Annotated in this window: 18 protein-coding genes; 13 read left to right on the forward strand and 5 right to left on the reverse strand. The window is 61.8% G+C overall.

Annotation, left to right across the window (positions count from 1 at the left end):
* Position 1: 1 nt before the first annotated feature.
* The 3 genes from BT116_RS03315 (at position 2) to BT116_RS03325 (ending at position 3,705) form a co-directional block, all read left to right on the forward strand.
* Complete coding sequence (locus BT116_RS03315) at positions 2–2,056, forward strand: type VI secretion system Vgr family protein (RefSeq protein WP_072340022.1); 2,055 nt, start codon at positions 2–4, stop codon at positions 2,054–2,056.
* Complete coding sequence (locus tag BT116_RS03320; RefSeq protein ID WP_072340024.1) at positions 2,053–2,784, forward strand: DUF4123 domain-containing protein; 732 nt, start codon at positions 2,053–2,055, stop codon at positions 2,782–2,784. The genes BT116_RS03315 and BT116_RS03320 overlap by 4 nt, the downstream gene beginning before the upstream one ends.
* A gap of 81 nt (positions 2,785–2,865) precedes the next feature.
* Positions 2,866–3,705 (forward strand): 23S rRNA (adenine(2030)-N(6))-methyltransferase RlmJ, encoded by an 840-nt coding sequence (locus BT116_RS03325; protein WP_072340026.1) that lies wholly within the window; start codon positions 2,866–2,868, stop codon positions 3,703–3,705.
* A 137-nt stretch (positions 3,706–3,842) separates the two neighbouring features.
* Here BT116_RS03325 and msrA read toward each other — a convergent pair whose 3' ends face one another.
* The 5 genes from msrA to aceE all read right to left on the reverse strand — a co-directional run bounded on the left by msrA (position 3,843) and on the right by aceE (position 13,474).
* Positions 3,843–4,490, reverse strand: a complete 648-nt coding sequence (msrA, locus tag BT116_RS03330) for a peptide-methionine (S)-S-oxide reductase MsrA (protein ID WP_072340029.1) — start codon at positions 4,488–4,490, stop codon at positions 3,843–3,845.
* Positions 4,491–4,592: 102 nt separating this feature from the next.
* Positions 4,593–7,286: a putative bifunctional diguanylate cyclase/phosphodiesterase gene (locus BT116_RS03335; protein WP_072340031.1), complete on the reverse strand. Its 2,694-nt coding sequence runs from the start codon at positions 7,284–7,286 to the stop codon at positions 4,593–4,595.
* Between the two features lie 182 nt (positions 7,287–7,468).
* A complete protein-coding gene (locus BT116_RS03340; RefSeq protein WP_072340033.1) occupies positions 7,469–8,860 on the reverse strand; it encodes an alkaline phosphatase D family protein in 1,392 nt (463 codons plus the stop codon).
* Between the two features lie 313 nt (positions 8,861–9,173).
* On the reverse strand, positions 9,174–10,817 hold the full coding sequence (gene aceF / locus BT116_RS03345; RefSeq protein WP_072340035.1) for a dihydrolipoyllysine-residue acetyltransferase: 1,644 nt from the start codon (positions 10,815–10,817) through the stop codon (positions 9,174–9,176).
* An 11-nt stretch (positions 10,818–10,828) separates the two neighbouring features.
* Entirely contained in the window at positions 10,829–13,474 is a 2,646-nt protein-coding gene (gene aceE / locus BT116_RS03350) for a pyruvate dehydrogenase (acetyl-transferring), homodimeric type (protein ID WP_072340037.1), read from the reverse strand.
* A 382-nt stretch (positions 13,475–13,856) separates the two neighbouring features.
* On the opposite strand from aceE, the gene glnE reads away from it, so the two are divergent.
* From glnE to BT116_RS03400, 10 genes are all read left to right on the forward strand, one after another.
* Positions 13,857–16,808, forward strand: coding sequence for a bifunctional [glutamate--ammonia ligase]-adenylyl-L-tyrosine phosphorylase/[glutamate--ammonia-ligase] adenylyltransferase (gene glnE / locus BT116_RS03355; RefSeq protein WP_072340039.1), 2,952 nt, complete (start codon positions 13,857–13,859; stop codon positions 16,806–16,808).
* 192 nt (positions 16,809–17,000) lie between these two features.
* Positions 17,001–18,035: a lipopolysaccharide heptosyltransferase II gene (waaF, locus tag BT116_RS03360; protein WP_072340041.1), complete on the forward strand. Its 1,035-nt coding sequence runs from the start codon at positions 17,001–17,003 to the stop codon at positions 18,033–18,035.
* 1 nt (position 18,036) lies between these two features.
* Complete coding sequence (gene waaC, locus BT116_RS03365) at positions 18,037–19,095, forward strand: lipopolysaccharide heptosyltransferase I (protein WP_072340043.1); 1,059 nt, start codon at positions 18,037–18,039, stop codon at positions 19,093–19,095.
* On the forward strand, positions 19,095–20,219 hold the full coding sequence (locus BT116_RS03370; RefSeq protein ID WP_072340045.1) for a glycosyltransferase family 4 protein: 1,125 nt from the start codon (positions 19,095–19,097) through the stop codon (positions 20,217–20,219). The genes waaC and BT116_RS03370 overlap by 1 nt, the downstream gene beginning before the upstream one ends.
* On the forward strand, positions 20,216–21,022 hold the full coding sequence (rfaP, locus tag BT116_RS03375; protein WP_072340047.1) for a lipopolysaccharide core heptose(I) kinase RfaP: 807 nt from the start codon (positions 20,216–20,218) through the stop codon (positions 21,020–21,022). The genes BT116_RS03370 and rfaP overlap by 4 nt, the downstream gene beginning before the upstream one ends.
* Positions 21,022–21,756 carry a lipopolysaccharide kinase InaA family protein gene (locus BT116_RS03380; RefSeq protein WP_072340049.1) on the forward strand — a complete coding sequence of 245 codons (735 nt, stop codon included), beginning with the start codon at positions 21,022–21,024 and terminating at the stop codon, positions 21,754–21,756. Before rfaP ends, BT116_RS03380 begins: the two co-directional genes overlap by 1 nt.
* Positions 21,753–22,505, forward strand: coding sequence for a lipopolysaccharide kinase InaA family protein (locus BT116_RS03385; protein WP_072340050.1), 753 nt, complete (start codon positions 21,753–21,755; stop codon positions 22,503–22,505). Before BT116_RS03380 ends, BT116_RS03385 begins: the two co-directional genes overlap by 4 nt.
* Complete coding sequence (locus tag BT116_RS03390) at positions 22,505–23,959, forward strand: lipopolysaccharide kinase InaA family protein (RefSeq protein ID WP_072340052.1); 1,455 nt, start codon at positions 22,505–22,507, stop codon at positions 23,957–23,959. The genes BT116_RS03385 and BT116_RS03390 overlap by 1 nt, the downstream gene beginning before the upstream one ends.
* A gap of 356 nt (positions 23,960–24,315) precedes the next feature.
* On the forward strand, positions 24,316–26,064 hold the full coding sequence (locus BT116_RS03395) for a carbamoyltransferase family protein (RefSeq protein ID WP_053117811.1): 1,749 nt from the start codon (positions 24,316–24,318) through the stop codon (positions 26,062–26,064).
* Positions 26,057–26,959 carry a glycosyltransferase family 2 protein gene (locus BT116_RS03400; RefSeq protein WP_072340054.1) on the forward strand — a complete coding sequence of 301 codons (903 nt, stop codon included), beginning with the start codon at positions 26,057–26,059 and terminating at the stop codon, positions 26,957–26,959. The genes BT116_RS03395 and BT116_RS03400 overlap by 8 nt, the downstream gene beginning before the upstream one ends.
* Positions 26,960–26,961 lie beyond the last annotated feature (2 nt).

Below are 26,961 nucleotides of genomic sequence, written 5' to 3' on the forward strand. Positions count from 1 at the left end.
GATGTTCCCGCCTGCCAACCAATCGCGTTTCACGCTAACGCTCGACAGCGGGCCGAATGAACTCAAGGTGCTCGAGTTCAAGGGCAAGGAAGCCATCAGCCAGCCCTATCGCTTTGACCTGGAACTGGTCAGCGAGCGGTCTGACCTGGCGCTGGAAGAGCTCCTGCATCGCCAGGCATTTCTGGGGTTCGATGATCGGGACCGTGGCGTACACGGCCAGGTCTATAGCGTGGCCCAGGGGGATTCGGGCAAACGCCTGACCCGTTACCAGATCAGCCTGGTGCCCCGCCTGGCCTACTTGCGCCATCGCATCAACCAGCGGATTTTCCAGCGCCTGAACGTGCCCGATATCGTCGCCCGGGTGTTGAAGGAGCACGGGATCCTGGCGGATGCCTGCCAGTTCACGCTTGGCGGGCAATATCCCGAGCGCGAGTATTGTGTGCAGTATGGCGAAAGCGACCTGGCCTTCATCGAGCGGATCTGCGCCGAAGTCGGTATCCATTATCACTTCAGGCATCGCCCTTGCGGTCATCTGCTGGTGTTCGGTGACGACCAGACGATGTTTCCCCGCCTGCCTGAGTCGACGCTATACCTGCCGGACAGCGGCATGGCTGCCGACGAGCCGGCCATCAAGCGCCTGGCGGTGCGGCTCCAGACCCGTACCAATGCCGTGACGTTGCGCGATTACGACTTCCGCAGGCCCGGTTCGTTACTGCAAACCCAACTCGACAATCGACAGCGTCCTGAGCTTGAGGACTATCACTATCCCGGTGGTTTCTGCGCCCGTGACGACGGCAAGCATCTGACCCGACGCGCCCTTGAGCGCCACGGCGCCGACCACTGCGTGGCAGAAGGCGGCAGCAATGAAAACGCCCTGGTCAGCGGACATTTCATGCGTATCAAGGAACATCCCCGGGAGCCGTGGAATGATCTCTGGCTCCTGACGCAGATCGACCATCATGGCCGCCAACCGCAGGTGCTGGAAGAAACCGCCGCCGGCCCGGATGAATTCCAGGGCTACAAAAATACCTTTCTTGCCACGCCATGGGACGTGTTCTTTCGGCCACCCTTGCATCACGAAAAGCCCCGTGCCCAGGGCTATCAGTTGGCGGTGGTGACCGGGCCGGTGGACAGCGAGATCCATTGCGATGAGTTCGGACGGGTCAAGGTGCAACTGGTCTGGGATCGCGACGGTCAACGCGACGAGCATTCCAGCTGCTGGCTGCGCGTGGCCTCCGGTTGGGCTCACGATCGCTATGGCGCAGTGATGATCCCCCGGGTCGGGATGGAGGTCCTGGTGGGGTTCATCGATGGCGACGTGGACAAGCCGTTGGTCGTCGGTTGTCTGCCCAACGGCGCCAACCCGACGCCGCTGGACTTGCCTGCGGACAAGACCCGCAGCGTGTTGCGCAGCCAGAGCAGCCCCGGCGGGGGAGGCTACAACGAATTGCGCATCGAGGATCGCAAGGGTGCCGAGGAAATCTACCTGCGGGCCCAGCGCAACTGGACCCAGCATGTGCTGCATGACCAGCGGGTGCAGGTCGATCACGAGCGCAGCATCGTTGTCGCCGGTACGGCACGGCACGAGCTCAAGGCCGATGAGCAGCGCCTCACCCACGGTCAACGCCGGGCAGAAGTGCGGCATGACGATCATCTGCTGGTGAGCGGTGAGCGGCATATTCGTGTCACCAGCCAGGTCCTGAATGCCAGCCAGCAGTTTCATGTCAGCGCCGGCCAGCAGGTAGTCTTGGACGGGGGCGCGAGCGTGACCCTTCAGGCTGGCGGTCATTGGATCAACATCGGTGCCGGCGGGATTTCCAGCAGCGTACCCATCGAGGTCGGTGGCGCGCCGATGGCGGTCATGAGCGCGGCATTCGGCTCTCCAGGTGGCGCCGAGAAGCGGGTCGCTGCGGCGGCACCTGCGCTTTCCCTTGCGCAGATTCTCAGTTTCCAAGGTTCGGCGCCGTTCTGTGAGGAGTGCGAGCGTTGCAGAAATGGCGCCTGTGCGGCGCCGCCGGTCTTTCACAAACCTGTCGATGTCCGGAGGCGTCCATGAACAGCGATCAATCTCCTCGCGCCTGGCTTGAGGAGCATCCCTTGCAGGCCTCCGAGCAACTATTCGCCATTTTCAGCAATGCCAGTAGCGCCGGGGCGTTGTCGGTCTGGAGGCGCTCGATGAGCTCGGTCGCCAGCCCGATCTGGGCCGACACGCCGTACGCCGGGTGGGAAGCGGTCATGCCCTATGTAGGGCTGGTCAGCGCAGACAGTGGGTTTCTTGATTGGATAGCCGCCACCGATTCCCTCGATTGGGGTTGGCTGGCGGTTTCGTGCGTGAGTCAAGAAATCCTTGTCGAACATTTGCGAGGGCTCACGCAGGTACTGTTGCCCGGTGGCAAGCCGGTCTTCCTGCGCTTTTGGGATGGGCGCTTCATGCGACCGATCCTGCAATCGACCGAGGTGGAGGCCGGGCAACTCTTGCCGGTTATCAAACGTTGCCTGATCAATGGGCGATCCCTTGAGGTCGTGGGAAATGCCCAGCGGCCGGCCCAGGCTTTTCCCTGGTGGCAAGTGCCCATCACCCTGTTGGCCGCAACGGCCAAGGGGCCGACGGACTGTCTGCTGGACAACGTGCTCACTTGGCTGGGTGAAGAGCATCCCCATGTGTTCGAGCGGGTCGATGGCAGTGTCCTGCGCTGCAAGATTGCCCACTTTCTTGAGCGATCGGCGGTGGTTGAGGCGAAAATGGCGCCATTGCAAGCCTATTTGCTGCGAGAGCTGGGCTGATGGTGGCCTGTCCGCTGGGCTGCGAACCCCTGACGTTCGACGCGCTTCAAGGTAAACTCGTCGCCCTTCGCAGGAGCCGCCATGAATTATCGCCACGCCTTCCACGCCGGCAATCACGCCGATGTGTTCAAACACCTGACCTTGACCCGCCTCATCGCCTTGATGTCGCGCAAGGAGCAGCCCTTCGCCTACCTCGATACCCACGCGGGCATCGGGTTGTACGACTTGCAGGGTGACCAGGCCAACCGTACCGGTGAGTACCTGGAAGGCATTGCGCGGTTGTGGGGCGAGAGCGATCTGCCGCCGCTGACCGCCGATTACATGAAGGTGCTGCACGAGATGAACCCGGACGGGCAGTTGCGCTATTACCCGGGCTCGCCGGAGTTGGCGCGGCGCCTGACCCGTTCGCAGGACCGTGTGCTGCTCAATGAGAAGCACCCTGAAGACGGCGTGTTGCTCAAGGACAACATGAAAGGCGACCGTCGCGTGGCGGTCCACCTGGGTGAGGGCTGGCATGTGCCGCGGGCGCTGCTGCCGGTGGCTGAGAAGCGTGCCCTGATGCTGATCGATCCGCCCTTCGAACAGCTGGACGAGATGCAGCGCTGCGCCGCCTCCCTCAAGGAAGCCATTGGCCGGATGCGCCAGACGGTGGCGGCGATCTGGTACCCGGTCAAGGACCAGCGGATGTTGCGCCGCTTCTACCAGGACCTGGCCGGCACGGGCGCGCCGAAGCTGTTGCGGGTGGAACTGCTGGTGCATCCATTGGCCACGCCCAACAGCCTGAACGGCTCCGGCCTGGCGATTGCCAACCCGCCGTGGGGGCTGGAGCAAGAGTTGCGTGAACTGCTGCCGTGGCTGTCGAAAAAGCTGGGGCAGACCCAGGGCGGGTGGCAGATGGATTGGTTGATTGCTGAAAGCTGAGTTTTGCTGGCGCCTGGAAGGGCGCTATCGCGAGCAAGCGCCTTTCCACATGGGGATCTTAGGCGTACGCAAGAGTTGTATACGCCGCCAGACCTGTGGGGGCGGGCTTGCTCGCGAAGCTTTTCAGGGCCGGACAGTCAGATCGGGCAGGTCACGCCCGTACCGCCAATCCCGCAATAGCCTTCGGGGTTTTTCGCCAGGTACTGCTGGTGATAGGCCTCGGCGAAGTAGAACGTTGGCGCTTCTTCGATTTCGGTGGTGATGGTGCCTTTGCCGGCCTTGGTCAACTCAGCCTGGAAGACTTGCTCGCTGTGTTTGGCCGCCGCCAGTTGGGCCGGGGTGGTGGCATAGATCACCGAACGGTACTGGGTGCCGATGTCGTTCCCCTGGCGCATGCCCTGGGTCGGGTTGTGCAGTTCCCAGAACATCTTCAGAAGCTGTTCGTAGCTGACTTTCGCCGGCTCGTAGACCACCAGCACCACTTCGCTGTGGCCGGTAAGGCCCGAGCAGACTTCTTCGTACGTCGGGTTCGGTGTGAAACCACCGGCGTAACCCACCGCGGTACTGACCACGCCTTCGCGCTGCCAGAACTTGCGTTCCGCGCCCCAGAAGCAGCCGAGGCCGAAGATCGCGAAATCCACGTCCATGGCAAACGGCCCCAGCAGCGGTGCGTCGAGGACGAAGTGTTTTTCCGGCACGGTCATCGGGGTTTCACGGCCAGGCAGGGCTTGTTCTTGAGTAGGGAGCACGTTTTTGTTCACCAGGATTTCCGAGCGCAAGACCATTTATCAGTCCTCTTTGGGAGGCAGCTGCAAGTCGCAAGTCGCAAGCTGCAAGCTGCAAGTGGTGAGAGTGTGCCATCGTTTGCTTGAAGCTTGAAGCTTGAGTTATACGAGCGGCCCACGCGGGTAGCGCTTGAGCTTTTCGATCAGCTCCGCGCCCGGGATTGGCCGGTCGAAGAGGTAGCCCTGGCCGACGTCGCAGCGGTGGCGCCGTAGAAACGCCAGTTGCTGGGCGGTTTCGATGCCTTCGGCCACGACCTTGAGTTTCAGGTTGTGGGCCATGGCGATCACCGCCGAGGTGATTTCCATGTCGTCCTGGTTATCCGGGATTTCGTGGATGAAGCTGCGATCGATCTTGATGATGTCGATCGGGAATTTCTTCAGGTAACTGAGGGACGAGTAACCGGTGCCGAAGTCGTCCATGGCCAGGGTCAGCCCCAGGCGCTTGAGCTGGTCGAGCTGCAAGTGGGTGTCTTCGGTGGCTTCCAGCAACAGGCCTTCGGTCAGCTCCAGCTCCAGCAACCGGGCCGGCAGTTGTTCTTCCTTGAGGATGCTGGCGATGGAGGCGACCAGGTCCGGGTCGGAGAACTGCTTGGGCGACAGGTTGATCGCCACCTGCAGGTTGCCCAGGCCGGCGGCGGTCAATTGCTTGCTCATGCGGCAGGCCTGGCGGGCGATCCATTTGCCGATGGGAATGATCAGGCCGGTTTCTTCGGCCACGCTGATGAACTGGTCCGGGCGGATCATGCCCTTTTCCGGATGGTTCCAGCGCAGCAAGGCTTCCATGCCCAGCAGGCGGCCGCTGCGCAGGCACAACTTGGGCTGGTAGAACACGTCCAGTTCGTTCTGGGTCAAGGCGCGACGCAGATTGTTTTCCACGAACAGCTTGTAGCTGGCCTCGGCATTCAGTGCTTCGGTGAACACCTGGACCTGGTGTTTGCCGTTGGCCTTGGCCTTGTGCAAGGCGAGGCCGGCGTTGCGCATCAGGGTCTGCGGATCGCGGCCGTGCAGCGGCGCGCAGGCCAGGCCCACGGAGCCGGTCACGCTGATCAACTGGTTATCGACGAACATCGGCTTGTCGAGGGTCATCAGCAACTGACTGGCGATCTGTTGCCCGGCTTCCAGGCTCGTGTCGTCCAGCAGGACCGCGAATTCGTTACTGGCAAATCGCGCCAGGCTGCCGCTGGGGCTCAAGCTGTTGCGCAGGCGCCGGGCCAGGCTGATCAGCAGTTTGTCACCGGTCTGGTGGCCGAGGCTGTCGTTGATGCGCTTGAAGTTGTCGATGTCCACCAGCAGCAGGCTGATGGGCGAATCACTGTCCCGGGCGAAGCGTTCATCGAGGTTGCGAATGAACGCCGGACGGTTGCCCAGGTTGGTCAGGTTGTCGGTGTACGCCAGGCGCTCGATGCGCTGCTGGGCCAGCTTGGTCTGGGTGATGTCTTCGTAGATGCCGATGTAGTGGGTCAGCTCGCGGTTATCGCCGTAGACCTTGGAAATCGACAGCTGGCCCCAGTAGGGCTCCAGGTTCTTGCGCCGACTCTTGAACTCACCCTGCCAACTGTTGCTCTGGGCCAGCGCCGAGGGGGCGTCGAACAGCAGTTCGCTGAGGTTCTCCAGGGCCGGCAGTTCCGAGAGGCGTTGGCCGTGGACTTCCTCGGTGGTGTACTGGGTGATCGCGGTGAAGCTCGGGTTGACGTACTCCACCACACCGTCGCAATTGACCAGCAGGAACGCGTTGGCGCTCTGTTCCACGGCGCGCTGGAACAAGTGCAGGGCACTGGTTGCGGTGCGTCGGTTATGGTTGTTGATGACTTGGGCGAACTGGTCCGCGAGCTCGCCGGCAAAGGCGATTTCATCCGACTGCCAGGCGCGGGTGACGCCTACTTGCTCCAGGCACAACACGCCCACCACCTGGCCGTCGATACGCACGCTGGCGTCGAGAATGGCATTGACGTCACGGGCGCGCAGGTTCTCGGCCATTTCTCGGGTGCGTGGGTCGCGCATTGCATTGTGGGCGTCAATGGCGCGGCAGGTCTGCAGCGCCTCCATGTAGTCGGGAAAGTCGTTGGCGTCGATCACCGCCGGCAGGAAGTACGCCTGGGACGCGCGGTTGTAGGCGGAAATCGGTACCAGTTTGCCATCGTCCAGATTCCAGAGACTGGCGCAGTCGATCTGGTAGATGTCGCAGGCGCTGCGGGTGATGAGTTCGGCGGCTTCGAGCAGGGAGTTGTTGGTGCTGTAGCGTTGACGGGTCAGCAGCAGGATCAAGTCCTGTTGGGCACGTACCCGGTCCAGGTGCTGGAGTTGCTCTTGCTGGGCGCGCTGGTTCAGTTCAAGGGCGATCTGCAGGCGTGAGTTCTGGGTTTCCAGGTCCAGTGCCGGCACGGAGGGTTCGCCTTGCAGCAGGTTGTCCACTGCCAGCAGATAACCGCGCAGCAGATGACGATTGTGTTGCTTATAAGCCTCGCCCGTCTCCAGCACGTTCATCGGACCCTTGGCGGTGTGGAGCGTGTAGCGAATCTGGTAATGCGCGGCCTGGGCCAGTTGTTGCTGGATGGCGTCGTGCAACTGATAGCGTGCTTCGGGCTCCATCAAGCTGGCGTAAGGCGCACTGACCAGCGAGCACAGCTCTACCGCCGGCAGGCCGAAGTATCGCTCGCAGTTGGGATCGAGGAACAACAGCGCCCAGCTCGCTTCATTCAGCCGTTCGAAACGCAGCATACCGAGCCGCGAGGGCACCGGTAACTGCGTCACTACCTCGGCCGCCATACGGCTGGCGGCATCGGGTTGGCTTTTCATGGGGAAACTCGCTTCGAAAATGCTGATCGCGCCGGGCTGACGCCCTCGTTATTACGGATTGGCGCAAGGTTGCATCATTGCGGCACCGGCTGACAAGAGAGATGAAGGCCAAGTGCTATAAACCTTTTATCGGCTGACGAGAGGATTTCTCCAGTCGCCGGCCGATCAGAGGGCATGGAGGATCATTGCAGTGGGATATCGACCGTCTGCAAGGGGTTGCCGTCCCGGTCATGGAAGGTGACTTGAAGGCTCTGGGTCGTGACATGCAGGCAGGCGAAGTTGTCCTGGCTCACCACTTTGCTGGTCAGTTCATAGCGGTACTGACCGCTTTGGGTACGGGCCATGGGCCTGTGGAAAATAAAATCCGAGGCTTTTGCAAAAGGCAGCAATTTACTGTTGTAGAACGGTGAGGAAACGACGGTGTTGACCTCGAAATCAGGATCCTCGCTGTGACGCAGGCGGCTGGTCATGGAGCCGTGGACATCGCCCGAGACGAAAATCACGTTTTTGATCCGATGGCGGCGTATGGTTTCCAGCAGGCGCAGGCGTTGTTCCGGGAAGGCCTGCCAGGCGTCGCCGTCATCGTGCTTGCTGTCAGGGAAGAACATGACGCTGGTCACGACGAGTTTGACCCTGGCGGGGCTGTCGATGAGCCATTGGAGCAGGGACTGTTCCTGTTCTTCGTCGAAGATGCGCCGGTCATTCGCTGACAGGTTGCGTTGCGTCCGGCTGTCGGTGACGAACCATTGGATATCGCCGTGGGAGAAGGTGTACCAGTAGCGGGTTAACGACTTGTGTAATGTTCCGTCGCTCGACAGTTCATGGGCTGGCCCGTGGCTGGCCTGATAAAGCCCATAAGCGCCCATGGCATTTGCGTAGAGGATGTCGTCGTTGACGGTTTTCCTGGCGGGCCAGTTGTCTTCGATCTCATGGTCGTCAAGGATCATGTAGGTAGGGACGCCAGACATCAGTTTCCGGATATGCGGCTGGGTAAATACCGTTCGGTATCTGAAAAGGATGTTCTGATAGGTTCGGTCCGGTCCGATGACATTCAGGTCATCCAGATAAACCTGATCGCCGGTCATCAATACCGCGCTGATCGGTGGGTTGGCCTGCGCCACGAGGCGGTTGATGCCGGCAAAGGTGCGGTCGCCAAGCCCAGGTAGCAATGGGATGCCGGCGGCGATTCGCAAGTAGCGACAAGAGCCCACGATATAAGCGCGTGGCGCATCGGTTTTGCTGGCCGGCGTGCGTAGGCAGTAGGTGGTCCCGGGCCATTGCAGCGGCAATTCCAGGACGGTTTCCACGGTATGGGTCGGGCTCAGGGGGCTGAACCAGCCGGCCTGGTACTCGTAGGCGGTATCGGGTTGAAGGCCTTTCAACACGATGACATCGGACATGTCGCGGTAGGCCTTCAATTGGACAAAATGCCCTTTCGACCAGCGTGTATCGCCCTGGCGCCGGTGGCGAATACCGGCAAATACCCGGTTGTTGTCGTGATCGCCGCGCAGGAATATCCGGGCGTGGTCCGTTGTCGTGTGGCCGACAATGGGGCCAACGGTAGGTTTGAACATATTCGAATCCATTCGAAGTTTCAGCAGTGGGGGCAAACATCAAGTTGCCTTGAGGCTCCGATGCTAAAGCTCGATGCAGGATAAATATTGATCGAGGAGAGGGCGCAAGTTGTGGGTAATGACTAACAGGGGGCGTAGTCATTTCAAGCTTGTGAGGTAGGAAAGTTGCCGCGCTGCCTGATCTTCCGCCATCGCGAGCTCATCCAGCATCCAGGCAAAAAAAGCCCCGCCAAACGGGCGGGGTTGAGGTACGAGCGTGGCGCTCGGAAAGCAGTGCTCCGAACGGCCCTCCCCAAGGGAGGGCCGTGCGGAGTTACAGCAGGATGGTGCGGATGTCGCCCAGCAGGTCGCTCAGACGCTTGGTGAAGCGTGCAGCGGCGGCGCCGTTGATCACACGGTGATCGTAGGACAGCGACAGTGGCAGCATCAGCTTCGGCTGGAAGGCCTTGCCGTCCCAGACAGGCTGGATGGTGGCCTTGGAAACACCCAGGATCGCCACTTCCGGCGCGTTGACGATCGGCGTGAAGCCGGTGCCGCCAATGTGGCCGAGGCTGGAGATGGTGAAGCAGGCGCCTTGCATGTCGTCGGCGGTGAGCTTCTTGTTCCGGGCTTTTTCGGCCAGGGCAGCAGCTTCGGCAGCCAGTTGCAAGAGGCTCTTCTGGTCGACGTTGCGGATGACCGGTACCAGCAGGCCTTCCGGGGTGTCGACGGCAAAGCCGATGTGCACGTATTTCTTGCGGATCACAGCCTTGCCGCTTGGGGCCAGCGAACTGTTGAAGTCCGGCAGTTCCTTGAGCAGGTGCGCGCAGGCCTTGAGCAGCAGCGGCAGCACGGTCAGCTTCACGCCGGCCTTTTCCGCCACGGCTTTCTGCGCAACGCGGAAAGCTTCCAGCTCGGTGATGTCGGCCTGGTCGAACTGAGTCACGTGCGGGATGTTCAGCCAACTGCGATGCAGGCTCGACGCGCCGATCTGCATCAGGCGAGTCATGGCCACTTCTTCGGTTTCGCCGAAGCGGCTGAAGTCCACCGCCGGGATCGGCGGAATGCCCGCGCCGCCAGTGGCGCCTTCGGCCGGTGCGTTCCTGGCCTTCTGCATCATGGCCTTGACGTAGGCTTGCACGTCTTCTTTCAACACACGACCGTGAGGGCCGCTTGGGCCGACGGCGGACAGTTCGACACCGAATTCACGGGCCAGCTGACGCACCGCAGGGCCGGCGTGCACCTTGGCACCGCTTGGCGCAGGCGCGGCGGCGACTGGGGCAGGCGCTGCTTCGGCCTTGGCGGCTGGTGCGGCAGCAGCCGGAGCCGGAGCGGCTTCGGTCTTGGCTGCGGGTGCCGCGGCCTGGGCTGGCGCGGCCGGAGCGGCGGCACCGGCTACTTTCAACTTCAGGATCAGGTCACCGGTGCCGACTTCGTCTTCCAGCTTGATCTCGACGCTTTCCACCACACCGGCGGCCGGCGATGGGATTTCCATGCTGGCCTTGTCGGATTCCAGGGTGATCAGCGACTGGTCGGCTTCGACGGTGTCGCCGGCCTTGACCAGTACTTCGATGATCTTGGCCTTGCCCGACGAACCGATGTCCGGAACGTGAATGTCCTGGACCGTGGCCGCCGCAGGCGCAGCAGCCGGAGCGGGAGCCGCCTCGGCAGCCGGTGCCGGGGCGGGCTTTTCAGCTGCCGCCGGGGCTGCTGCAGGGGCGGCCGCTTCAGGTGCCGCAGCGGCGCCCTCGACTTCCAGCTCCAGCAGTTCGTCGCCTTCTTTCAGGCGATCGCCCAGCTTCACTTTCAGGCTCTTGATCACACCGGCTTTCGGCGCAGGCACTTCCATGCTGGCCTTGTCCGATTCAAGTGTCAGGATGCTCTGGTCGGCTTCGATACGGTCGCCGACCTTCACAAACAGTTCAATTACTTCACCTTCACCGCTGCCGATGTCAGGTACGCGAATGAGTTCGCTCACGAAAATTCTCCTCAGCAGTCCAGTGGGTTGCGTTTTTCCGGATCGATGCCGAACTTGGCGATGGCTTCGGCCACCACTTTAGGTTCGATATCGCCACGGTCAGCCAGGGCTTCCAGGGCTGCCAACACAACGAACTTACGGTCGACTTCGAAGAAGTGACGCAGCTTCTTGCGGCTGTCGCTACGGCCGAAACCGTCGGTGCCCAGCACTTTGAATTCCTTGGAAGGAACCCACTGGCGGATCTGTTCGGCGAACAGCTTCATGTAGTCGGTAGACGCGATGACCGGACCTTTGCGGCCGTTCAGGCACTCTTCGACGTAGCTCAGCTTTGGCTTCTGGCCGGGGTGCAGGCGGTTGCTGCGCTCTACGGCCAGGCCATCGCGACGCAGTTCGTTGAAGCTGGTGACGCTCCAGACGTCGGCGCCGACGTTGAACTCTTCACGCAGGATCTTCGCTGCCTCGCGCACTTCGCGCAGGATGGTGCCCGAGCCCATCAACTGGACGTGGTGCGCCGCTTCGCGGGTGTCTTCTTCGAGCAGGTACATGCCCTTGACGATGCCTGCCTCGACGCCGGCCGGCATGGCTGGCTGCTGGTAGGACTCGTTCATTACGGTGATGTAGTAGAAGACATCCTGTTGTTCTTCGGTCATCTTCTTCATGCCGTCCTGGATGATCACCGCCAGCTCGTAGCCATAGGTCGGATCATAGGTGCGGCAGTTCGGGATGGTCCCGGCCAGCATGTGGCTATGGCCGTCTTCGTGCTGCAGGCCTTCACCGTTCAGCGTGGTCCGGCCTGCGGTGCCGCCGATCAGGAAGCCGCGGGTACGGCTGTCGCCGGCCGCCCAGGCCAGGTCGCCGATACGCTGGAAGCCGAACATCGAGTAGAAGATGTAGAACGGCAGCATCGGCTGGTTGTGGCTGGAGTACGAAGTACCGGCGGCAATGAAGGAGCTCATGGCACCTGCTTCGTTGATGCCTTCTTCGAGGATCTGGCCCTTCTTGTCTTCGCGGTAGAACATCACCTGGTCTTTATCGACTGGCTCGTAGAGCTGGCCGACGGACGAGTAGATGCCCAACTGGCGGAACATGCCTTCCATACCGAAGGTACGGGCTTCGTCCGGGATGATCGGAACGATGCGCTGGCCGATTTCCTTGTCCTTGACCAGTTGCGCGAGGATCCGCACGAAAGCCATGGTGGTGGAGATTTCACGGTCGCCCGAGCCGTCCAGGATCGCCTTGAGGGTCTCCAGTGGTGGGGTCGGAACGCTGAAGCTCTTGGCGCGACGCTGCGGCACGAAACCGCCCAGTGCGGCACGGCGCTCGGCCAGGTAACGGGCTTCGGCGCTGCCTTCTTCAGGCTTGAAGAACGGCAGGTTTTCCAGCTCGCTGTCCTTGACCGGAATGTCGAAGCGGTCGCGGAACAACTTCAGGCTGTCGACATCGACTTTCTTGGTGTTGTGCGCGGTGTTCTTCGCTTCGCCGGCGCCGGTGCCATAACCCTTGATGGTCTTGGCCAGGATGACGGTTGGTTGTTCCTTGTGGTTGACCGCTTCGTGGTACGCCGCATAGACCTTGTACGGGTCGTGGCCGCCACGGTTGAGTTTCCAGATCTCGTCGTCGGACAAGTCGGCAACCATCGCCTTGAGTTCAGGCGTGTTGAAGAAGTGCTCACGGACGAACGCGCCGTCCTTGGCCTTGTAGTTCTGGTACTCGCCGTCGATGACTTCGTCCATGCGACGTTGCAGGATGCCGTCGACGTCCTTGGCCAGCAGTGGGTCCCAGAAACGGCCCCAGATGACTTTGTTGACGTTCCATTGGGCGCCACGGAACACGCCTTCGAGTTCCTGGATGATCTTGCCGTTGCCGCGAACCGGGCCGTCGAGGCGCTGCAGGTTGCAGTTGATGACGAAGATCAGGTTGTCCAGCTTCTCGCGGCCGGCCAGGGAAATCGCGCCCAGGGATTCCGGCTCGTCGCACTCGCCGTCACCCATGAAGCACCAGACTTTCTGCTTGCCTGGCTGGATGAAGCCACGGGCTTCCAGGTACTTCATGAAGCGTGCCTGGTAGATCGCCTGGATCGGGCCCAGGCCCATGGAAACGGTCGGGAACTGCCAGAAGTCCGGCATCAGCCAAGGGTGCGGGTACGAAGACAGGCCGTTGCCGTCCACTTCCTGGCGGAAGTTGTTCATCTGGTCTTCGGAGATGCGGCCTTCCATGAACGCACGGGCGTAGACGCCTGGCGATGCGTGGCCCTGGAAGTAGATCAGGTCGCCGCCGTGTTCGTCGGTCGGGGCCTGGAAGAAGTAGTTGAAGCCGATGTCATACAGCGTCGCGCTGGAGGCGAAGCTGGAGATGTGACCGCCCAGGTCAGAATCTTTCAGGTTGGTACGCATGACCATGGCCAACGCGTTCCAGCGTACCAGCGAGCGAATGCGGCGTTCCATGAACAGGTCGCCAGGCATGCGTGCTTCGTGGGTAACGGGGATCGTGTTGCGGTACGGCGTGGTGATGGCGTAGGGCAGTTGCGAACCGCTGCGGGTCGCGAGTTCGCCCATACGGGTCATCAGGTAATGAGCACGGTCTTCGCCTTCTTTGTCGAGAACCGATTCCAGGGCGTCCAGCCATTCCTGGGTTTCGACGGGATCGAGGTCTTGCATGGCTTGCTCCAGGGCGGAAAGGCTACCAGAATCGGTTGCCTGAGTTTGCGACTGGCCTTGTGGGCAGACGATATAAATTCTTGGATTGCCGAAGGTTGTTTCGGCGGCGTGTAGTTTTACTACAAATCGTCGACCGTTTCAGCCTTTCGAATGTATAGACGAGTAGTAAAACTACACATGAGCGGCTCATGGCCCCTCGTTTCGTTGTGAGAATAATCGTTACTGTTGGTCATTAGCCAACCCGAACAGGTAAAAACTTGATGCCGGCTGCCAATAAAATCAGATTTTCAGCTATTTATCATCTTTGTTCGACAGTCGATCAGGTAGTGTATTTGGAAAAAACACTACATCCAGCCTCTCCCGCGCCGATCAAGGATAGACCATGAGCCTGCCCTCGCTTGTCCCAATATCGGAAACAGTGCCGGCCATTCTCCAGTCATTGGTCAGTCGTGCCGAGCAGTCGTTCCGTGCGGTGGTCGCCTTGCTCGACGACGATCATGGGCTGTCGACCTGGACCCCGCAGCGCTGGGAGGCGTTCAGCCGTATTGCCGCCGCCAGCGACTTTGTCATCGAGCAGAGTCTCCGCGACCCGGTAATGCTGCTGGAGCTGGTGCGCAGCGGCGAGCTGGACCGCAGCCTGGCGCCCGGTGAACTGTGCGCGCAGATCGGTGCCGCCGTGCAGGCCGCCGAAACCGAAGACGAACTGGGCCGCGTCCTGCGCCGCCAGCGAACCCGCCAGCAGGTACGGATCATCTGGCGTGACCTGACCCGCCAGGCCGACCTGGTCCAGACCTGCCGCGACCTCTCGGACATGGCCGACACCTGCATCGACCAGGCCTATCAATGGTTGTACCAGCGCCTCAGCCAGCAATTCGGCACACCCACCGGACGGCGCAGCGGCGAGCCGCAGCAGATGGTCATCCTGGGCATGGGCAAGCTGGGTGCCGTGGAACTGAACCTGTCGTCGGACATCGACCTGATCTTCGCCTACCCCGAGGGCGGTGAAACCGTTGGCGTCAAGCGACCACTGGATAACCAGGAGTTTTTCATCCGTGTCGGCCAGCGCCTGATCAAGGCCCTGGACCCGATGACCGTCGACGGTTTTGTGTTCCGCGTCGACATGCGCCTGCGCCCTTATGGCTCAGCCGGGGCGCTGGTGCTGAGCTTCAATGCCCTGGAGCAGTATTACCAGGACCAGGGTCGCGACTGGGAACGCTACGCCATGATCAAGGCGCGTGTGGTGGCGGGCGACCAGGTGGCGGGTGCGCAATTGCTCGACATGCTGCGCCCGTTCGTCTATCGCCGTTACCTGGATTTTTCCGCCATCGAAGCGCTGCGCACCATGAAGCAGCTGATCCAGCAGGAGGTGCGGCGCAAGGGCATGGCCGACAACATCAAGCTGGGCTCGGGCGGCATTCGTGAGGTGGAGTTCATTGCCCAGGCGTTCCAACTGATCCATGGCGGCCGCGACCTGAGCTTGCAGCAGCGTCCACTGCTCAAGGTGTTGGGGACACTGGAAGGTCAGGGTTATCTGCCGGCCAAGGTGATCGACGAGCTGCGCCAAGGCTATGAATTCCTGCGTTATACCGAACATGCGATCCAGGCCATCGCCGATCGCCAGACCCAGATGTTGCCGGACAACCCGCAGGATCAGGCGCGCATTGCGTTCATGCTGGGTTTTGCCGACTGGTCGGCCTTTCACGAGCAATTGATGTACTGGCGAGGGCGTGTGGCCTGGCATTTCGGCCAGGTCATCGCCGACCCGGATGAAGAGGCGGGTGGCGAAAGCGAAGTCGTGGTGGGCGGTGAATGGTTGCCGTTGTGGGAAGACAGCCAGGATGAAGGGGCGGCGTGCCGTCAGTTGGAGGAGGGCGGCTTCGTCGATGCACCCAAAGCCCTCAAGGCCTTGGCTGCACTGCGCGGCAGCCCGCAACTGCGCGCCATGCAGCGCCTGGGACGCGAGCGTCTGGATGCCTTCATTCCACGCCTGCTGGCCCAAGCCGTGGAACATGCCGATCCAGACCTGGTGCTGGAGCGGGTGCTGCCCTTGGTCGAAGCGGTAGCCCGCCGCTCGGCCTACCTGGTGTTGTTGACGGAAAACCCTGGCGCCCTGCGTCGTTTGCTGACGTTGTGCGCGGCGAGCCCGTGGATTGCTGAACAAATCACCCGTTTCCCCTTGCTGCTCGATGAATTGCTCAATGAGGGCCGGCTGTTCAAGCCGCCCTTGGCGCCGGAGTTGGCGGCAGAGTTGCGTGAGCGCCTGACGCGCATCCCCGAGGATGACCTTGAGCAACAAATGGAGGCGCTTCGGCATTTCAAGTTGGCGCACCGCCTGCGGGTGGCCGCCTCGGAAATCGCCGGCAGCCTGCCGCTGATGAAAGTCAGCGATTACCTGACCTGGCTGGCCGAGGCGATTCTCGAACAAGTGTTGGCCCTGGCCTGGCGCCAGACGGCCGCCAAGCACGGCGTGCCATTGCGCACCGATGGCAGCCTGTGCGATCCGGGCTTCATTATTGTCGGTTATGGGAAAGTCGGCGGCCTGGAATTGGGGCATGGTTCCGACCTGGACCTGGTGTTCATCCACGATGGCGACCCGCACGCGGAAACCGACGGTCCCAAACCCATCGATGGCGCGCAGTTCTTCACCCGGCTCGGCCAGCGGATCATTCACCTGCTGACCGCGCAGACCAACTCCGGGCAGTTGTATGAAGTGGATATGCGCCTGCGGCCATCCGGGGCGTCGGGGTTGCTGGTCAGTTCACTCGGGGCGTTTGCCCGTTACCAGGAGAATGAAGCCTGGACCTGGGAGCATCAGGCGTTGGTGCGGGCGCGAGTGCTGGTGGGTAGCCAGGACGTGGGCCAGGCGTTCGAGAAGGTTCGCGTCCAGGTGTTGGGACGCAAGCGTGACTTGCCGACGCTGCGCCAGGAGGTCAGCGAGATGCGCGCCAAGATGCGCGACAACCTTGGCAGCAAGGCCACCGCCGCCGGGACCGCGCCGAATGCCTTCGAGGCCTCGGCGCCCTTCGACCTCAAGCAGGATGCCGGAGGTATCGTCGATATTGAATTTATGGTGCAATACGCGGCCCTGGCGTGGTCCGAGGAACACCCATCGCTGGTGCGCTACACCGATAACATCCGCATTCTGGACGGGTTGCAGGAGGTTGGGTTGATGTCGGCCGAAGATGCCACGCTGTTGCGCGAAGCCTACAAAGCCTACCGCTCTGCCGCTCACCGCCAGGCCTTGCAGAAAGATGCCGGGGTGATCGCAGGCGACCAGTTCGTGGAGGAGCGCCAACAGGTGCTGAGGATCTGGCGCGAGCTGGGGTTGAGCTGAAGCTTAAAACGTGGGAGCGGGCTTGCTCGCGATAGCGGAATGTCAGGCAGCATGGATGTTGAATGTTATGGCCCTATCGCGAGCAAGCTCGCCCCCACAGTTGTAGATTGAAGGCAACAGGCAACGACCTAAGCCACAGTGATTCTCGAGGCGGGGAGGCGTAGGCCTCCCCGTAGCGTTTTTGGAAACCACATGAATATTCTGATCGTTGGGCCCAGCTGGGTCGGTGACATGGTGATGGCGCAGACACTGTTCCAGTGCCTGAAACAGCGTCATCCGCAGTGCGAAATCGACGTCCTGGCCCCCGAGTGGAGCCGGCCGATCCTTGAGCGTATGCCCGAGGTACGCAAGGCCTTGAGCTTCCCGCTCGGCCACGGCGTGCTGGAGCTGGCGACCCGTCGGCGCATTGGCAAATCCCTGGCCGGTCAGTACGACCAGGCGATTGTGTTGCCCAATTCGTTGAAATCGGCACTGGTGCCGTTTTTCGCAGGCATCCCCAAGCGCACCGGCTGGCGTGGCGAGTTTCGCTACGGCCTGCTCAACGATGTGCGCACGCTGGACAAAGAGCGCTACCCGCTGATGATCGAGCGCTTCATGGCCCTGGCCTACGAACCTGGGACCGAGTTGCCCAAGCCGTATCCACGACCGAGCCTGCAGATCGACCCGCTCACCCGCGAAGCGGCGCTGGCCAAGTTCGGCCTGAGCCTGGACCGTCCGGTATTGGCCCTGTGTCCGGGGGCCGAGTTCGGCGAGTCCAAGCGCTGGCCGGCCGAGCATTACGCCCAGGTTGCCGAGGCGAAGATTCGCGAAGGCTGGCAGGTCTGGCTGTTCGGCTCGAAAAAAGATCATCCGGTGGGCGAGGACATCCGCTCTCGGCTGATCCCCGGCCTTCGGGAAGAATCGGTAAACCTCAGCGGCGACACGTCCCTGGCCGAGGCCATCGACCTGTTGTCCTGCGCCGATTCGGTGGTCTCCAACGACTCCGGCCTGATGCACGTGGCCGCGGCCCTGAACCGCCCATTGGTGGCGGTCTACGGTTCCACCTCGCCGGGCTTTACGCCACCGTTGGCCGACCAGGTCGAAGTCGTGCGCCTGGGCATCGAGTGCAGTCCGTGCTTCGACCGCACCTGTCGCTTCGGTCATTACAATTGCCTGCGCCAGCTCATGCCGTCGTCGGTGAACGAGGCCCTGGAGCGTCTGCAGGGCACACCCGTGGAGGTTCGGTAACTTGCGGGTATTGCTGATCAAGACCTCTTCGCTGGGGGATGTGGTCCACACCCTGCCGGCGCTGACCGACGCGGCGCGGGCGATTCCTGGCATCAAGTTCGATTGGGTGGTGGAAGAAGGCTTTGCCGAAATCCCCACCTGGCACCCGGCCGTGGGCAAAGTCGTTCCGGTAGCGATCCGTCGCTGGCGCAAGAGCCTCTGGCACACCATCAAGAGTGGCGAATGGCGACGCTTCAAGCAGAGCGTGCGGGCCGAAAAATACGATCTGGTCATCGACGCCCAAGGCCTGCTGAAAAGCGCCTGGCTGACCCGCTACGTCAAGGCCCCGGTGGCCGGTCTGGATAAAGATTCGGCGCGTGAGCCCCTGGCGGCGCGTTTTTATTCCCGGCGCCTGGCGGTCGCCCGTGGTCAGCATGCGGTCGAGCGCGTACGGCAGCTGTTTGCCCTGGCGCTGGGGTATGACTTGCCGCAGACGCTGGGTAACTATGGCCTCAACGTCGACCGATTGGTGGAATTGCCACGCCCCTATCCCTACGTGGTGTTCCTGCACGGCACGACCTGGGAGTCCAAGCATTGGCCCGAACTTTACTGGCGCCAGCTCACCGAACGCATGGGGCAGTTCGGCGTGGTGGTAAAACTGCCGTGGGGCAACCCCGCCGAAAAGGCCCGGGCCGAACGCATCGCCAACGGGTTGCGCAACGCCCTGGTGCTGCCGAAGCTGAACCTCGGCGGGATGGGCAAGGTGCTTGCCGGTGCCCAGGCCTGTGTGGCCGTGGACACCGGTCTTGGTCATCTGGCCGCGGCCCTGGACGTACCGACCATTTCGTTGCTCGGCCCGACCAATCCGGTGCTGACCGGCGCCTACGGCAAGGGCCAGATCCATCTCGCCAGCGATTTCCCCTGTGCGCCTTGCATGCAAAAGCAGTGCACTTACCCACCCACCGCCGAAGATGCCCGGCGGTTTGACCTGAAACGCGAGCAGCCCCTGTGCTTCACGCGTCTGAACCCCGAGCGTGTTGCCAGCCACCTGAGCACGTTATTGGCTGAGGAGCCGCGCTGATGCAATTGGCTTTTGTCCTTTATAAGTACTTCCCCTTCGGTGGCCTGCAGCGTGACTTCATGCGCATCGCCCTGGAGTGCCAGCAGCGCGGTCATCAGATCCGTGTCTACACGCTGATATGGGAAGGTGACGTGCCGCCCGGCTTCGAAGTGCTGGTCGCGCCGGTCAAGGCGCTGTTCAACCATCGCCGCAACGAGAAACTCAGCGCGTGGATGGAGGCGGACCTGGCCAAGCGTCCGGTGGATCGTCTGATCGGCTTCAACAAAATGCCCGGCCTGGACGTGTACTACGCCGCCGACGGCTGCTTCGAAGACAAGGCGCAGAACCTGCGTAATTCGCTGTATCGGCGCTGGGGCCGCTACCGGCATTTCGCCGAGTACGAGCGGGCGGTGTTCGCCAAGGATGCCAAGACCGACGTGCTGATGATTTCCGAAGTCCAGCAGCCACTGTTCATCAAGCACTACGGCACACCGCTTGAGCGCTTTCACCTGCTGCCGCCGGGCATCGCCCTGGACCGGCGTCGGCCCGCCGACGCCGACGAGATCCGTGCGGCGTTCCGGGCCGAATTCGAATTGGCCGATGACGACCTGCTGCTGGTGCAGATCGGTTCCGGGTTCAAGACCAAGGGCGTGGATCGCAGCCTCAAGGCCCTGGCCGCGCTGCCCGCCGAATTGAGAAAACGCACCCGGCTGTTTGTAATTGGCCAGGACGACCCCAAGGTATTCCAACTGCAGAGCGTCGCACTGGGGCTCGGTGATAATGTGCGGTTCCTCAAGGGGCGCAGCGACATCCCGCGTTTCCTGCTGGGTGCCGACCTGTTGATCCATCCGGCCTACAACGAGAACACCGGCACCGTACTGCTCGAAGCGCTGGTGGCCGGATTGCCGGTGCTGGTCAGCGCGGTGTGCGGGTACGCCCATTACATCGCCGAGGCCGACAGCGGCCTGGTGCTCGACGAGCCGTTCGAACAAGCGCAGCTCACCGAGTACCTGGGTCGCATGTTGAACGATGCCGATGCCCGGGCGGCCTGGGGCCGCAACGGTCTGGCCTTCGCCGAGACGGCCGACCTCTACAGCATGCCGCAGCACGCGGCCGATGTGATTTTGGCGGAGCACGCGCAATGAAGTTGATGCTGGCCGAACCGTTCAAGAGCCTTTGGGCCGGGCGCGATGCGTTCACCGAAGTCGAGGCGCTCAAGGGCGAGGTCTATCGTGAACTGGAAGCCCGGCGCACCTTGCGCACGGAGGTGGACGGTCGCGGCTTTTTCGTGAAGATCCACCGCGGCATCGGTTGGGGCGAGATCTTCAAGAACCTGTTCACCGCCAAGCTGCCGGTCCTCGGTGCGGGGCAGGAATGGAAAGCGATCCAGCGTTTGCAGGAAGTCGGCGTGCCGACCATGACCGCTGTCGCCTACGGCGAGAAGGGCAGCAATCCGGCGGACCAGCACTCGTTCATCGTCACCGAAGAGCTGGCGCCGACCGTCAGTCTCGAAGACTTCAGCATCGACTGGGTCAAGCAGCCGCCGCCACCGGCGCTCAAGCGTGCCCTGATCGCCGAAGTGGCGCGCATGACCGGCATGATGCACCGCGCCGGGGTCAACCATCGCGACTGCTACATCTGCCACTTCCTGCTGCACACCGACAAGCCGGTGACACCTGCCGACTTCAAGCTTTCGGTGATCGACCTGCACCGTGCCCAGACCCGTCCGGCCATTACCGCGCGCTGGCGCAACAAGGACCTGGCGGCGCTGTATTTCTCGGCGCTGGACATTGGCCTGACCCGGCGCGACAAATTGCGTTTTCTCAAGGGCTATTTCCAGCAGCCGTTGCGCCGGATCCTCGCTGAAGAGGCGTCGCTGCTGGCCTGGCTCGAGGGCAAGGCCAACAAGCTGTATGCCCGCAAGAAGCGATACGGGGACGCGCTCTGATGTCAGGTTGGACACTGGAACCGGCCTACGCCGACCTGGCGCAGGATTTCGGCAGCCTCGAGGCGGTCTTCGCGTTGCAAGGGGAGCGATTGACCCGTGATCCGTTGTCAGAGGTGATCCGGGTGCAGCGCAACGGTGTGAATTACTACGTCAAGCGCTACGTCGGGGCCGGCAAAGGCTTGCGGCGTTACCTGGGCAAGCCGCGGGTCAAGTCCGAATGGCAGAACCTCAAGCGCTTCGCCAAATGGGGCATTCCCACCGCCGAAGTCGTGGGCTGGGGCTTGGAGCGAAGCGGGGCGACCTATGCCCGTGGCGCGATGATCACCCGCGAACTGCCGCATACCGAAGACCTCTCGGCGCTGGCCGAGCGTCGCGATCCGAGGCTGGCCGACCGCGCCTGGGTTGACGGCGTGAGTCGGCAACTGGCCGGTTACACACGGACCATGCACGAGCAGCGCTTCACCCATAATGATCTGAAATGGCGCAACCTGCTGGTCGATGACCAGGCGAAGCTGTTCCTGATCGACTGCCCGAACGGCGACTTCTGGCGCGGCTTCTGGCTCAAGTACCGCATCACCAAGGATTTGGCGTGCCTGGACAAAGTGGCCAAGTATCACTTGTCGGCCACGCAGCGCCTGCGGTTCTACCTGCAATACCGCCAGCGCGACCGGCTCGATGCATGCGACAAGAAACGCATCCGTCACGTGGTGAGATTTTTCGAGGGGCGTGAATGACTGATTTTCTGGCCGCTGAAGACCGGGCGTTGTTGCAACGTCATGGCCTGGACAGCTTCGAGGCCTTGTGGGCGCGGCAACTGGACGCGGTGGACGAACCCAATACCTTGGGTGACGGCTGGAGCAGTGTGTTCCGGCTGGACCTGGAGGGGCAGGGGTATTACCTCAAGCGCCAGAGCAATTACCTGACCCGGACCTTGTCCCACCCGTTTGGCGAGCCAAGTTTCTCTCGGGAGTTTCGCAACATCAGCCGTTATCGCCAGCTGGGCATTCCGGCCCTGCAAGCGGTGTTCTATGGTCAGCGCAAGGTAAACGGTGAGGTGCGGGCGATCCTGCTGACCCGTGCCCTGGACGGCTGGGATGACCTGGATTCACTGGTGCAGCGCTGGTCGAGCCTGACGGCGGCGCAACGCACCACCATCCTCGGCGCCTGTGGTTTGCTGGCGCGGCGGCTGCACGGCATGCATCAGGTGCACGGTTGTTTCTATCCAAAACACATCTTCCTGCAAGCCACCGCTGACGGTTATCAGGCGCAATTGATCGACCTGGAAAAGACCCGGCCGTTATTGTTCGGCCTGCGTGATCGGGTCAAGGACCTGGAGCCTTTGCTGCGTCGCGCCTCTGTCTGGAGCGAGGCCGATGTGCGCCAGCTGCTGTCCAGTTATCTGGACCAGCCGCTCGACAGCGGGCTGGTCGACCGCTGGATGACCCGTCTGAACGCTCGGCGCAGCCACAAGGAAACCCGTTGATGCATCTGTCCGAATTGAAAAATGCCGGTCGCAGCCCCAGCCTGCCCCTGAGCCTGGAGCTGGCCGATGCCGCCGGCCCGGCGAAGTTGCAGCTGCTTTCGCTGTTGCGGGTGTTGCCGGGGCAACGTTACGTTGGCGCGGGCGTCTGGCGTGGCCGGCCGGTATTGGCCAAATTATTGGTGGGCAGCAAGGCCGCCCGGCATTTCCAGCGGGAACTGCAAGGCGTGCGCCTGCTGGCGGAGCAGGGGCTGACCACGCCGTTGTTGCTGGCCGATGGCCTGAAAGAGGGGGAAGGCGGCTGGTTGTTGTTCGAATTGCTCGAAGGCGCCGAGAGCCTGGGCGATGCCTGGACACAGGTCGAACACCTGCCATTACTGGCCGACGAACAGACGGCGGTGCTGGCCGAAGCCCTGGGCGCTATCGCGCAATTGCACAGCAAAGGCCTATGGCAGCAAGACCTGCACCTGGACAATCTGCTGCGTCACGACGGCAAGCTCTACTTGATCGACGGCGCCGGCATCCGCGCTGAAACCCCAGGCCAACCGCTGTCGCGGCAGAAAGTCCTGGAGAACCTGGGAGTGTTTTTCGCTCAGCTTCCCAAAGCCCTCCAGCCGTTCAATGAAGAGCTGTTGGTGCATTACCTGCTGGGCAACGCCGAACACGCGCTGCCCATGGAAGCGCTGCAAAAACAGATCGACAAGGTGCAAGTCTGGCGCCTTAAGGATTTTCTCGCGAAAGTCGGGCGCGAGTGCAGCCTGTTCAGCGTGCAACGCGGGGCGTTTGGCCTGCGGGCGATCCGCCGTGATGAAGAAGCGGCCATGACACCGGTGCTGGAACAGGCCGATGCATTGCTCGACCAGGGACACCTGTACAAGACTGGCGGCGCGGCCAGTGTCGGCAAAGTCGAGGTGAACGGTCGCACCTTGGTGATCAAGCGCTACAACATCAAGAACTTCGCCCATTGGCTCAAGCGCTTCTGGCGCCCCAGTCGCGCCTGGCACTCCTGGCGCGAAGGCCATCGCCTGGCCTTTCTCGGCATCGCCACGCCCAAGCCCCTGGCTCTGCTGGAAAAGCGTTTCCTGTGGCTGCGTCGCGGTGCGTACCTGGTGACCGAATACCTGTCCGGGCCCGACATCATCGAGCGTTTTGCTCCCTACGTGGAAAACGGTGACGCCCCCGAGACGGAATTGCTGGCGCTGGATCGCTTGTTCGCGGACCTCATCCGCGAACGCATCAGTCACGGCGACTTCAAGGGCCACAACCTGTTCTGGCAGCAAGACCGCTGGGCGTTGATCGACCTCGACTCGATGTGCCAACACCGCACCCATGCCAGCTTCGCCCAGGCCTACGCCCGTGATCGCGCGCGGTTCATGCGTAATTGGCCTGAGGACAGTGGGTTGTATCGGGTGATTGATCAGCGGTTGCCTAGAGAGGCCGATAGCGTCTCCTCCTAGTGGGCAATGTATTTCGGCAGTCGGATACAGCTTTTGTGGCGAGGGGATTTATCCCCGCTGGGCTGCGAAGCAGTCCCCAAATCGGCCACCTGGGTGTGTCAGGCTGATTGCGCTCAACTGGTTTTGGGGTCGCTGCGCAACCCAGCGGGGATAAATCCCCTCGCCACAAGTCCCAGGAGCCGGCTTGCCGTGGTCCCTCTAAGAAGTAGGCCCAAGCTTGCCGCTTGTCGCTAGAGGCTTAAGGCCGCATTTAAGCTATAATCCCGCCCTTTAGCTGCCCCGTGCCCTGGGCGCGCGGCACATCAATTTTTCGCGGCGCTTGTCGCCCGTATGCAGACATAAGAGGCTAGACCCCTGTGGCATTGACGATTCTTGGCCTGTCCGGCGCCCTTAGCCATGATCCTTCCGCTGCGTTGTACATTGACGGCAAGCTGATCGCAGCGGCCGAGGAAGAGCGCTTCGTACGCGATAAACATGCAAAGAACCGCATGCCCTACGAGTCGGCGAAGTTCTGCCTGGAGCAGGCCGGCATCAAGCCTTCCGACGTCGATGTAGTGGCGATCCCGTTTGCCCCGATCAGCCTGTTTGGCGAGGCGCGCTGGCATTATGCCAAGCGCTACTGGTACGCCCCGGACCGGGCCCTCGACGCGATCCTGATGGGCAACCGTCGCTACAAGCGCTATCGCCGCAAGATCGTCTGGTGCCTGGAGCAACTGGGCTTCGATCCGAAAAAAATCAAGATCGAGCCGGTCGAGCATCACCTGGCCCACGCCTCCAGCGCCTATCACTGCTCGGGCTTCCAGGAGAAAACCGCGATCCTGGGCATCGACGGCAAGGGCGAATACGCCACGACCTTCTTTGGCTATGGCGAAAACGGCAAGATCCACAAGATCAAGGAATTCTTCGACCCGGACTCCCTGGGCGGCCTCTACGGCGCGATCACCGAGTTCCTGGGCTTTGAAATGCTCGACGGTGAGTTCAAGGTCATGGGCATGGCGCCCTATGGCGATGCCAGCAAGTACGATTTCTCGCGCCTGGCTTCTTTTGAAAACGGCGAGCTGGTGATCAACACCGACTACGCCAACGTGATCGGCCTGCGTCGCTATAAAGAGAAGGGCAAGGGCTTCTACTTCTCGCCGAAGCTGATCGAATGGCTCGGCCCGAAACGTGAAGGCGACATCGCCGACGAGCCGTACATTCACTACGCGGCGAGCATGCAGGCGCTGTTCGAGAAGCTCGCGCTCCAGATGATCGACCACTACCTGGGCGACGTGCTCAAGGAAACCGGCAAGCTGGCCTTCGCGGGTGGCTGTGCGTTGAACGTCAAGTTGAACCAGAAAATCATCGCCCGTGACGACGTCAAGGAACTGTTCGTGCAACCGGCTTCCGGCGACGCCGGTACTGCCGTGGGTGCTGCGGCTTATGTGTCCCACGCCCGTGGCGTACCCGTAGAGAAGATGGAACACGTCTACCTCGGCCCGGCCTACAGCAACGAAGATGTGATCGCTGCATGCGCCCGTCATCCGAGCAAGCCTGCGTGGCGCAAGATCGACAACACCCCCGAGCGCATCGCCAGGATCATGGTCGACGGCAACCCTGTGGCCTGGTTCCAGGGGCGCATGGAGTTTGGTCCGCGGGCCTTGGGCGGTCGTTCGATCATCGGTTGCCCAAGTGCCAGCGGCGTGGCCGATCGCATCAACGAACAGATCAAGTTCCGCGAGCGCTGGAGGCCTTTCTGCCCGTCGATGCTCGACACCGTCGCGCCGCAGATGATCAAGGTCGACCACCCGGCGCCGTTCATGACGTTCACCTTCGAAGTGGCCGAAGAATGGAAAGCCCGCGTGCCGGAAGTCGTCCATGAAGATGGCACGTCCCGGGCCCAGGTGCTCAAGCGCGAGTACAACCCGCGCTACTACGACATGATGAAGGCCCTGGAAGTCCTGACCGGCAATGGCGTGTCGCTGAACACTTCGCTCAACCGTCGTGGCGAACCGATGATCTGCTCGCCGACCGACGCGCTGAACATGTTCTTCGGTTCCGACCTGCAGTACCTGATCATGGAAGACATCCTGGTGGTCAAAGACGGCGTGGACGCTTATGACTGAGACGTTGATCAGCGTTGTCATCCCTGCTTATAACTATGCCAAGACATTGCCGCGTGCGGTGGACTCTGTTGTGGCACAGTTGGGAGATGCCCCAGCTGAACTGCTGGTGATCGATGACGGCTCAACTGACACGACGCCACAAGTACTGGAACAGCTCCAGGCTGAACATGCGAATTGCTTTCGAGTTCTGCGTAAACCCAATGGTGGTCTATCTTCGGTTCGTAATCGCGGGATCGTGGAGGCACGAGGGCCATACATGATCTTCCTGGATGCCGATGATGAGATGGCTCCAGGCGCGCTGGCTGCCGTGGCCCAACATATCGCCAGTCATCCGGAGAGCCGGTTTATCATTGGTGGGCACTGGTCGGTATTTTCCGATGGGCGTCGGGTCCGGCATTGCGTAAAGCCCTTGCCCGCCACGCCGCGTGAGCGTGTGCGTGGTTACTTGCTGGACAAGAAAGTGATGTTGTCCAACGGCGCCTGCGTGATGCATCGCGATGTGTTTGCGCCGGGCAATTACCCCGAGCACTTGCGCAACGTCGAGGATATCCCAGTGTTTGCCCAGGTATTGGCGCGTTTCCCGTGCAGCGTTCTCGATCAGCCGCTGGCGCTGATCCATAAGCACGACGACAGTATGCGTCACGACCTCAAGCAAAGCCTGGCGGCGGGCGTGGGGATGGTTGACGAAGTATTTTCTCCTGCGCGGTTGCCTGAAATGCAGGACTTGCGCCAAGCTTTCCTGGCTCAGCGCTGCCTGTCGTTGTTCCGTGATTGCTACACCGCTGGCGACTATGTCAAGGCCAGGGCTTTTTATGTTCAAGCTGTGTGCACTGATATTCGTTCTCTCACGCGTTGGCCCTATACCCGCAAGGCCATTCGGTTGTTGTTCAAATGAGT

Source organism: Pseudomonas sp. NFACC16-2, from assembly GCF_900119205.1.
In the GTDB taxonomy this organism is placed as follows: Bacteria; Pseudomonadota; Gammaproteobacteria; order Pseudomonadales; family Pseudomonadaceae; genus Aquipseudomonas; species Aquipseudomonas fluorescens_Q.

Coding starts and splice junctions, on each gene's coding strand:
- BT116_RS03315 (WP_072340022.1), top strand. CDS start 2: ATGTTCCCGCCTGCCAACCAATCGCGTTTCACGCTAACGCTCGACAGC.
- BT116_RS03320 (WP_072340024.1), top strand. CDS start 2,053: ATGAACAGCGATCAATCTCCTCGCGCCTGGCTTGAGGAGCATCCCTTG.
- BT116_RS03325 (WP_072340026.1), top strand. CDS start 2,866: ATGAATTATCGCCACGCCTTCCACGCCGGCAATCACGCCGATGTGTTC.
- msrA (WP_072340029.1), bottom strand. CDS start 4,490: ATGGTCTTGCGCTCGGAAATCCTGGTGAACAAAAACGTGCTCCCTACT.
- BT116_RS03335 (WP_072340031.1), bottom strand. CDS start 7,286: ATGAAAAGCCAACCCGATGCCGCCAGCCGTATGGCGGCCGAGGTAGTG.
- BT116_RS03340 (WP_072340033.1), bottom strand. CDS start 8,860: ATGTTCAAACCTACCGTTGGCCCCATTGTCGGCCACACGACAACGGAC.
- aceE (WP_072340037.1), bottom strand. CDS start 13,474: ATGCAAGACCTCGATCCCGTCGAAACCCAGGAATGGCTGGACGCCCTG.
- glnE (WP_072340039.1), top strand. CDS start 13,857: ATGAGCCTGCCCTCGCTTGTCCCAATATCGGAAACAGTGCCGGCCATT.
- waaF (WP_072340041.1), top strand. CDS start 17,001: ATGAATATTCTGATCGTTGGGCCCAGCTGGGTCGGTGACATGGTGATG.
- BT116_RS03370 (WP_072340045.1), top strand. CDS start 19,095: ATGCAATTGGCTTTTGTCCTTTATAAGTACTTCCCCTTCGGTGGCCTG.
- rfaP (WP_072340047.1), top strand. CDS start 20,216: ATGAAGTTGATGCTGGCCGAACCGTTCAAGAGCCTTTGGGCCGGGCGC.
- BT116_RS03380 (WP_072340049.1), top strand. CDS start 21,022: ATGTCAGGTTGGACACTGGAACCGGCCTACGCCGACCTGGCGCAGGAT.
- BT116_RS03385 (WP_072340050.1), top strand. CDS start 21,753: ATGACTGATTTTCTGGCCGCTGAAGACCGGGCGTTGTTGCAACGTCAT.
- BT116_RS03390 (WP_072340052.1), top strand. CDS start 22,505: ATGCATCTGTCCGAATTGAAAAATGCCGGTCGCAGCCCCAGCCTGCCC.
- BT116_RS03400 (WP_072340054.1), top strand. CDS start 26,057: ATGACTGAGACGTTGATCAGCGTTGTCATCCCTGCTTATAACTATGCC.